The sequence below is a fragment of the Methylobacterium sp. E-065 genome (assembly GCF_022829605.1).
In the GTDB taxonomy this organism is placed as follows: domain Bacteria; phylum Pseudomonadota; class Alphaproteobacteria; order Rhizobiales; family Beijerinckiaceae; genus Methylobacterium.
This window is the reverse complement of sequence record NZ_JAKSYD010000137.1, coordinates 1-2,805: the sequence shown is the minus strand read 5'-3', so window position 1 is coordinate 2,805 and position 2,805 is coordinate 1. Positions and strand designations below refer to the sequence as shown.

General features: G+C 68.4%; 4 protein-coding genes. 3 read left to right on the top strand and 1 reads right to left on the bottom strand.

Features of this window, described 5'->3' with window-relative positions; all coding sequences use genetic code 11:
* The coding region (locus MKK84_RS18885) for a hypothetical protein (RefSeq protein ID WP_243922406.1) at nt 1-1,264 on the top strand (1,264 nt) is incomplete at its 5' end.
* On the opposite strand, the gene MKK84_RS18880 is transcribed toward MKK84_RS18885, so the two are convergent.
* Nucleotides 1,252-1,911 carry a glutathione S-transferase N-terminal domain-containing protein gene (locus tag MKK84_RS18880; protein ID WP_243922404.1) on the bottom strand — a complete coding sequence of 220 codons (660 nt, stop codon included), beginning with the start codon at nt 1,909-1,911 and terminating at the stop codon, nt 1,252-1,254. The two genes, MKK84_RS18885 and MKK84_RS18880, sit on opposite strands and share 13 nt — an antisense overlap.
* Before the next feature lie 146 nt (nt 1,912-2,057).
* Between MKK84_RS18880 and MKK84_RS18875 the strand changes: the two genes are divergently transcribed.
* The gene (locus tag MKK84_RS18875) at nt 2,058-2,456 is read left to right on the top strand and encodes a winged helix-turn-helix transcriptional regulator (protein WP_243922408.1); all 399 of its coding nucleotides are present in this window, start codon (nt 2,058-2,060) and stop codon (nt 2,454-2,456) included.
* Between the two features lie 35 nt (nt 2,457-2,491).
* Complete coding sequence (locus tag MKK84_RS18870) at nt 2,492-2,668, top strand: hypothetical protein (RefSeq protein WP_243922403.1); 177 nt, start codon at nt 2,492-2,494, stop codon at nt 2,666-2,668.
* The last annotated feature ends 137 nt before the right edge of the window (nt 2,669-2,805 follow it).

Genomic DNA, 2,805 nt, shown 5'->3' with positions numbered 1-2,805 from the left:
GGGCATCGTCCGCCATCCCAACCTCGACTCGGATGTCGGCACCGATTTCGGCGGCATCCCGTTCCGCAACGATCCCCGCTCGCGGGAAAACGAGTTCCGCTTTTCCGCCCGGCAAAGCCGCCTGAGCGGTCTGTTCACCGCGAAGGTCGAGCCCACGCTCCAGGTCTCGGGCTATTACGAGATCGATTTCCTGGGGGCGGCCACCAACGCGAACTCGCGCGAGAGCAACAGCTACAACCCGCGCATCCGGCAGCTCTTCGCCACGGTCGAGACCCTCGATTCCGGCTGGCACGTCCTGGCCGGCCAGGCCTGGAGCCTGCTCACCACGGACCTGTCCGGCATCACCCCGCTCAAGGAGCAGATCCCGCTCACCATCGACGTGCAGTACGTGCCGGGCTTCAACTGGACCCGGAACCCGCAGCTGCGCGTGGTCAAGGACATCGCGCCGGGCCTCTGGGCCGGCCTGTCGCTGGAATCGCCCCAGAGCGTGCTGCCGCCGAGCCCCTTCGCGGCGCCCGGCCTCGTCAACGTCAGCAATGCCGGCGATGCGGTCGGCCAGCTCAACACCTCCACCACCTACTCGAACAACAGCGCCCCCGACGTCATCGGCAAGCTCGCCCTCGAACCCGGCTTCGGCCACTTCGAACTCAAAGGTCTGGTGCGGTTCTTCGACGACCGGCTGAGCCCCGCCAACCTGACCGCCGCGACCCGCCTCCCCGGCCGCACCGACACCGCGCTGGGCTACGGCATCGGCGGCGCCGCGACCCTGCCGGTGATCGACAAGCGCCTGGACCTGCAGGTCAGCGGCCTCGTCGGCCAGGGCATCGGCCGCTACGGCTCGGCGCAATTGCCGGACTTCGCCCTGAAGGCCGACGGGTCGGTCGCTCCGATCCCGGCCTTCCAGCTGCTCGCCGGCGGCGTCGCCCACATCCAGCCCGGCACCGACATCTACCTCTATGCCGGCTGGGAGCACGCCGCGCGTGCCGGCGCGCTCAACGCCACCGGCTACGGCTCGCCGACCCTGGTGGTGACCGGTTGCGACGTCGAGGGCGCGGCGAGCGGGACCTGCCAGGCGGAGAGCCGCGACATCCGCCAGATCACCGGCGGCTTCTGGCACGATCTCTACAAGGGCGATTTCGGCCGCCTCGTGGCAGGCGCGCAGGTCTCCTACACCGAGCGCGACGCCTTCCGGGGTGCCTACGGGATCGCCCCCTCCACCCACCTCGTCACCGGCCTGACCTCCCTGCGCTACTACCCGTTCTGATCGGCTGGGCCGGGGGAGTGCTCCAGCCCCTCCTCCCGGAGCGCACGCCGCACGGCCGCACGTCCCCGCATGCGGCCGTACCAGGCCGCCAGATGGCGCAGATCGTCGAAGTGGATGTCGGCCCTGTAGTACGAGGTCAGCCAGGACGCCTGACCCCAGCCGGTGAGCGCGTAGAGATAAGCGTCCGCCACCGTGAAATCCGGACCCATCAGGAAGACGCGGTCGGCCAGCTGCCGGTCGATCCAAGCGTAGCGCGCTTCGAGCTTCGGTTTGGCGGTCTCGACGTAGCGGCCGGCGAGCCGGGCGTAGAGCAGCGGGACGAAGCCCTTGTGGATCTCGGAATTCAGGAAGCCCAGCATCTCCTGGAGCCGGTAGCGCTCCAGGGAGCCGTTCGGCGGCGCGAGGCGGTGCTGGGGCTTCAGATCGGCCAGATATTGCAGGATGGCCGGCCCTTCCCGGAGAAGGCTGCCGTCGTCGAGCGCGAGCACCGGCACGTAGCCGTGCGGGTTGATGGACAGGAAATCGGCTCCCGCCTCCGTCAGGTGCCGGGTGTGGTCGACCCGGCAGAGTTCCAGAGCCAGGCCGAGTTCACGGGCGACGATGTGCGGGGCCAGGGCACAGCTCGCCGGCATGTAGTAGAGTCTCACGATCGATCCCCCGGATGTGGAGCCGCTGGACGAAGCCTGTAAAGCGGAGAAGATCGTGAGTAACCGAGTCGATCGGTTGCGGTAAGAACGCACTCTTTTGAGCGCTGGGTACAGAAATTATACCGTCTCGGAGGTGGATGGCGGCGATGAAGGACACGGTGACCGGCTGCTCGGTGGAGCACGCGATGCATCTGCTCGGCGGGCGCTGGCGTCTGCTTCTGGTATCCTTCCTGATCGACGGGCCGAAGCGCTTCAACGAACTCAAGCGCGTCCTGCCGGGGATCTCGCAGCGGATGTTGACGCTGGATCTCCGCGCCCTCGAAACCGCCGGCCTCGTCAGCCGGACCGTCCACCCGACGACGCCCGTCAGGGTCGAATACGCCCTGACCGAGGACGGGATGCGGCTGAAGACGGTCGTGGCGGCCATGCAGGAATTCGGGCTCTGGCTGAAACAGCACCGCCCGGCCCTCGGATCTTCATCGGGCCTGCGGGATTCTCCCTCGACAAACAGCACCCGGTCCTTCGACCGGCGTAGTGCGGGTTGAGCCGGGGCGACGCTGCTCCGCGCCAGGAGGAACCGATGGATCAGGATCGCGACAGGTCGAAGGAGCCGCCGATCTCGGACGGGCAGAGCGGGCGCCCGCGTGACGAGACCATCGCGCAGACGGGGCCCGGCCTGCCCAACGACACCGGGCGGCCGGTGGAGGTTGACGAGGCCGAGGCCGCGCGCATCGAGCGGAAGATCCGGGAGCTTTAGCAGGCTGCTGAAGAAGTCCTGATTTGGCGGCGTCGGAGATGATTTCCGTCGTTTGGACGGTTTCGGCTGACCGGCGATAGCCGGTGGTTCAGCCCCGTCCGCAGCGCCGGGGGCGGTGTCGCCCGGTCAGGCCGCTG